General features: G+C 60.9%; 5 protein-coding genes. 2 read left to right on the top strand and 3 right to left on the bottom strand.

Annotation, left to right across the window (positions count from 1 at the left end):
• Positions 1-564 precede the first annotated feature (564 nt).
• The gene (locus VJ307_02775; protein ID HJX73054.1) at positions 565-1,395 is read right to left on the bottom strand and encodes a hypothetical protein; all 831 of its coding nucleotides are present in this window, start codon (positions 1,393-1,395) and stop codon (positions 565-567) included.
• Between the two features lie 626 nt (positions 1,396-2,021).
• Between VJ307_02775 and VJ307_02780 the strand changes: the two genes are divergently transcribed.
• Both VJ307_02780 and VJ307_02785 read left to right on the top strand, forming a co-directional pair.
• Positions 2,022-2,708 (top strand): TVP38/TMEM64 family protein, encoded by a 687-nt coding sequence (locus VJ307_02780; protein HJX73055.1) that lies wholly within the window; start codon positions 2,022-2,024, stop codon positions 2,706-2,708.
• Positions 2,709-2,778: 70 nt separating this feature from the next.
• Positions 2,779-3,207: a DUF1538 family protein gene (locus VJ307_02785; GenBank protein ID HJX73056.1), complete on the top strand. Its 429-nt coding sequence runs from the start codon at positions 2,779-2,781 to the stop codon at positions 3,205-3,207.
• 461 nt (positions 3,208-3,668) lie between these two features.
• Here VJ307_02785 and VJ307_02790 read toward each other — a convergent pair whose 3' ends face one another.
• Positions 3,669-5,129: a catalase gene (locus VJ307_02790; GenBank protein ID HJX73057.1), complete on the bottom strand. Its 1,461-nt coding sequence runs from the start codon at positions 5,127-5,129 to the stop codon at positions 3,669-3,671.
• The coding region (locus VJ307_02795) for a transcriptional repressor (protein HJX73058.1) at positions 5,126-5,540 on the bottom strand (415 nt) is incomplete at its 5' end. The genes VJ307_02790 and VJ307_02795, both read right to left, overlap by 4 nt.

Consider the following 5,540-nt stretch of genomic DNA (forward strand, 5'->3'; position numbering starts at 1 on the left):
TACAGGGAGAGAAGCACAAGGACGAGCGTTCCGACCCCGCCCCCCACCATGCCGCGGGAAACCCGGATCCCCCGTCGGTCCTCGACGTTGTCGCTCCTGCGTCCGTCTCCCCAGCGCATGCCGCCCCTCCTTCCCCGCTCCTTTGCCTGCCGGCCCGCCCCACACGAAGATGCCACCGAACCACCCGGCGATGCAACCTAAGAACAGGGACGTTCCTAAGAACTTTTCCTCCCCTGTGGCGGGCGCTAAGACCGGCTCCCGCTCCCTCGGAGGGGGCCCGCTCGCTTCGTCCCTCGCCGCAACCTTTCTTCTGGGGCTGCGGATGCAACCTTCGCTGGTCAGCTCCGCTCGGGACCCCCTCCTGCGTCCGCTCCGCCGCCTGCGCGCCCTGCGGCGGACGCCATCAGAGATGTCCGCGGTGAATGGCGTCGAGCGGAAGGGCAGCGAGCGGTCGCAGGTCGCGAGTGAAGCGGAGAGGAACCCTCCCGCGAGCACCTGGCACCGGGAGGGGAAATGCCTCCGGGCATCGGCCCGATAGGAGACCGTCATTGCGAGACGCAGCACCTAGCTGGGGATGCCAGCGGGCCTTTCGCAGTGGATGTAGTTCTCGGCGATGAGATGGAGCGGCTTCCTGGCGACGTGGAAGCTTTCGTGGAGGAGCCCGAAGACTTCGGACAACTCCCGGTCTTGCGCCTCCGGATGAAGGGAGGCCAGCCGGTAGAATTTCCTCCCCTCCTCCTCGTACTCTTCCATGGTCCTTCCCGTCCGCCCCGCAAACCGGGGCCTCGGTTCGCCGGAAAGCGGGTAGCGGGAGGAGGCGCGGACGTATTCGGGGAAGATCCCGAGGAGAAACAGGCAGATGTCGGCGATCCTCCGGTAGAAATGGAACCGGTACTCCTCGCCCGCCGACTCCATGCACCGGATCAGGGAATCCAGATCCGCGTCGTGGAAGCGGATCTTCTTCCACACCCTCTCCCCGACCCGGTAGGAAAAGGAAAAGCTTTCCACTTTCGTGAACGAGGAGAGCATGTCGGCAAGGTAATACAGGACGGGGGTCCGCGAGAGGAGGTCGAACACCTTCCCGGCGTCGAAGACGACGACCTTGTGGGTCCCCCCGCGCTCGAGGGTGTGGCTGGCTGCCCCTAGCTCCTTGCGGACCTTCCGGAGCAGGATCTCGAAATAGAGCCGGGGGGAGATCTTGAGAAACGCTTCCTTGTCCGAGATCACCCTGCGGATGGTTTTTTCGTCGTCGATGAAGGCATTCCGGAAATCGTCGTCCGCCTCGAGGATCTGCTTCAGCCGGGCCCGGTCGCTTGACTCGGGGGCCGCGGTCGACACGAGGAACTCCAGGTCGGCGACGGTCAGTCCCGTATGGCTGCGACCGATCTCCTCCATGCGACCCCCTTCGGTCCTGCGTCAGCTAACGTCTTCGAGCGCCGCCCCGTGCCAGGGGAATCCCCTCCAGCAGAGGCCAAAGCCCCCAGCACACGGGAAACAAGAGGGTAAGAAACACGCTCACGATCGTGCAGGCTCCCATCTTTGCTCCTTCCCGACCGCGCCCGGCGTCCCGGGAGTTCCCCGGTTTTATCCCGCGCCCAGTCCCTCTTCCTCCGTTCTCTTCCTTCCGTTCCTATCGGAAATTGAACGCGACGGGTTCAGGGAATATTCATCCCCCGCGAAAGCAGGGCTGCCATTGTGAAAAAAAAGACGGAGCCCGAAGACCCCGTCCTTTCCCATTCTGGCTCCGGAATCGCTACTTTTTCCATTCGGTGCCGGCCTTCGAACCTTCCCGTCGTATCCGACAACTTTCCCAGGTTTCCCGTCACAAGGAGAATGGGAGCCCCTCCAGGGGGAAAACACCGGTACGGGAAGCCGATGCCGAATGAAGAGCATCTTACGTGAAATAAACGAGAATTTTCCCGTCACCTGTCAGCCGCAGGAAAAACCCCGGGAAGCAGGACCGGACATGGGGACGGACAAACAGGGGCATCACGACCCGGACCGCCGGAAAGGAAACATTCTTGCGCGGTAAAAATCGGGCAAACGCGAGGAATATCGTTATCGGCATCGCCATCCTGTCGGCAAGCATCGCGATCTACTTCCTCTGGAAGGAGCGTGTTTTCGACAATTTCACGCCGAACGGGATCGAATCGTTCCTGTCCCGTTTCGGCAATCTCGCGCCCCTGGTCTATATCGTCCTCCTGGCCGTAGCCATCGTCATCAGCCAGATCCCGAATGTCCCGTTGGCAATTGCCGCTGGGATGTTGTTTGGAACGTTTTGGGGTGGCCTGTACAGCCTCGTCGGGGGAATGCTGGGAGCGATGGCCTGTTTTGCGATCGCCAGGTCTCTCGGGATCACCTTCCTCCGGAAGATTTTCGGGCAGGTCCCTTGTTTTTCCGAGCGTTGCAAAGATAATCACCTTGCGCTGCTCATCTTCCTTTCCCGGCTGATTCCTTTCTTTTCGTTCGACTTGGTAAGTTATTGTGCGGGGCTTACCAATATCAAGGTAAAGACCTTTTTTGTTGCGACTTTTTTCGGGTTGATCCCGATGACCTTCTTATTTACCCATATGGGAGGATTGCTCATGGTCCATTCGTATGTGCCTCTTCTGCTGAACGGCGTCATTCTGATTGTTTTTCTGATCGCCCCATTGCTTATCAGGAAATTCAACCTGTTTGGATTGAATGAATACATCACGTTCCAATAATCGATCCGGGTGATGCGATCGAAGCCGGATCGTCTTATAACCTTCGTTAGGAAAAGGAGGAATCGTACCCATGGAATGGTTCCAATACGATACCCGCAGATTCTTCCTCTTCGGCATCCGGCTCTTTTTCGGACTTTGGTTGCTCTACGTCGGCCTTTCGAAATGGATCTTCATGGGACCTGGCATGTTTGTCGGCTATATTACCGCCGAGTTCGACAAGACCTGGGCGCCGCACACATTGAATTTCCTGCTCGCCTGGCTGATCATGATCGCCGAGCCGGGTTTGGCCGTACTGATTCTCTCCGGCAGGAAACCGCGCATGGTGTGGACGCTGACATCCCTGCTCATGTTTCTCCTCGCCATCGGCCAAACCATCCTGATGAAACCCGATGTCGTCGCCAATTGGCAGTACCTGGTACTGGTCCTGCTGTGCGCCGCTTTGAGCGATCCGGATCCCCTTGGGGGAGATCGCGCGGACCGAGGGGCAGGTGGACCTTGACCCGGCGGGCAATTGACCGCTTCTTCAAGGGCTTCGAGGGCGGAAGGCGGAACGGTGCAACGGGAAGGTACGGAATCTACGGATCCTGTTGGAGGACCGGAGGATGATGAACGGGGATGGGAGGCCAGGCGGAAGCGGCTGGAGATGCCGTCGGTATTGTGCGCAGTGAGGCAAGAAAAATCCGGACACCCCTTACGGAATGCCCGGATTTAGAATCCGAAGAGGTCGTCACCCCGGCCGACATCACCCGCCGCGGGGGTATCACGCGCGCCCGGGTGACCCAGGTCATGGGCATGCTGCGACTCCCCTCGGAGATCCAGGAAAAAATTCTGTCCATGCCCGACATTGTCCGCCGTCCCTCAATTTCAGAGCGGATGCTTCGACCAATCGCTGCAATGGGTGATAGCGGCGATCAGCCCCTGGGTTTCGGAAGCTCCCGAGAGGCGACCTTCCGTCAGGCGTCAGTTTTTGGGCACTTCGGAAAGCGGGATCCCCAACGCGTCCGCCACCCCCTTGCCGTACGCCGGATCGGCCTTCAGGCAGTTGCCGATGTGGCGGACCTTGATCTCCTTGGGAGCGTCGCCCATGGCCCGTGCAGTGTTTGCGAAAAGCACCTTCTGCTGCGCGGCGCTCATCAGCCGGAAAAGCCGGCCGGGCTGGGAGTAATAATCGCCGTCCTCGCGATGATCCCAGTGGTCGGCAGCCCCTTCCAGGCGGAGAGGCGGTTCGGCAAAATCCGGCTGCTGTTGCCACTCGCCGTAACTGTTCGGTTCGTAGCCAAGCGTGCTGCCATGATTGCCGTCCACCCGCATGGCGCCGTCGCGATGGTAGCTGTGGAACGGGCAGCGGGACGCATTGACCGGGATCAGGTGGTGATTCACGCCGAGCCGGTAGCGCTGGGCATCGCCGTAGGAAAAGAGCCTCCCCTGCAGCATCTTGTCGGGGGAAAAGCCGATGCCGGGCACGATGTTGGCCGGATTGAAGGCGGCCTGTTCCACGTCGGCAAAATAGTTTTCCGGGTTGCGGTTCAACTCGAGGACGCCCACCTCCTTCAGGGGATAATCCTTGTGGAACCAGACCTTGGTGAGGTCGAAGGGGTGGTAGGGGCACTTCACCGCGTCCTTCTCCGGCATCACCTGGATGGACATCTTCCAGCGTGGGAAGTCTTTCTTCTCGATGCTATTGTACAGGTCCTTCTGGTGGCTCTCCCGGTCCTTGGCGATGATCGCCTCGGCCTCGGCGTCGGTCAGGTTCTTGATGCCCTGCTGGGTGTGCAGGTGAAACTTGACCCAGAAGCGCTCGTTCTTGGCGTTGATCAGGCTGAAGGTGTGGCTGCCGAAGCCGTGCATGTGGCGGTAGGAGTACGGAATCCCGCGCTCGCTCATGGTGATCGTGATCTGGTGCAGCGCCTCGGGCAGCGAGGTCCAGAAGTCCCAGTTGTTGCGGGCGCTGCGCAGGTTGGTACGAGGGTCCCGCTTGACCGCGTGGTTCAGGTCAGGGAACTTGAGGGGATCGCGCAGGAAGAATACGGGCGTGTTATTGCCCACCAGATCCCAGTTTCCCTCCTCGGTGTAGAACTTCATCGCAAATCCCCGGATGTCCCGCTCGGCGTCGGCGGCGCCGCGCTCGCCGGCCACGGTGGAGAAGCGCACGAAGAGGTCGGTCTTCTTGCCGACCTTCGAGAAGATCTTGGCCTTGGTGTACTTGCTGATGTCGTGGGTGACCGTAAAGGTGCCGAAGGCGCCCGAGCCCTTGGCGTGCATGCGGCGCTCGGGGATCACCTCCCGATCGAAGTGGGCGAGTTTCTCCAGGTACCAGACGTCTTGCAGCAGCGCCGGCCCGCGGGGACCTGCGGTCATGATGTTCTGGTTGTCGACGACGGGGGCTCCCGCGTTGGTGGTAAGCTTCTTCTTCTGGCTCATCGTTCTCCTCCCGGTTTGGACGGTTTTCGACGGGGTCGCCTTGCTGCCGGGGTCGTCCCGGAGGCGGTCTCCTTCGCACAGCCTGCGCAGTACCCCCGGACCTCGACGTGCGTCGTCAGGACGCTTCCGTATTTCTTCACGGACGCGGGGATCGTGAGCGCGTTGAGTTCCGCGTTTTCGAAATCTTTCGCCAGCCCGCACCGCAAGCAGACGTAATGGTGGTGGTGCTCGAGGTTGGGGTCGAAGCGGACGCTTTCCCGGTGCGGGCCAAGGGTGGTGACCAACCCGAGGCCGTCGAGGAGCCACAGCGTCCGATACACGGTGTCGATCGACACCGTCGGAACCCGCGCCCGGACCCCCCGGAAGACGGTTTCCGCATCGGGATGCTCCGTGCTCCCGGCGATCTCGCGG

The sequence above is a fragment of the Candidatus Deferrimicrobiaceae bacterium genome, from assembly GCA_035256765.1.
Classification (GTDB): domain Bacteria; phylum Desulfobacterota; class Deferrimicrobia; order Deferrimicrobiales; family Deferrimicrobiaceae; genus CSP1-8.

What these genes read in the sequence shown, in the direction of transcription:
- VJ307_02775 (HJX73054.1), bottom strand. Translation starts at nt 1,395, where the DNA reads ATGGAGGAGATCGGTCGCAGCCATACGGGACTGACCGTCGCCGACCTG.
- VJ307_02785 (HJX73056.1), top strand. Translation starts at nt 2,779, where the DNA reads ATGGAATGGTTCCAATACGATACCCGCAGATTCTTCCTCTTCGGCATC.
- VJ307_02790 (HJX73057.1), bottom strand. Translation starts at nt 5,129, where the DNA reads ATGAGCCAGAAGAAGAAGCTTACCACCAACGCGGGAGCCCCCGTCGTC.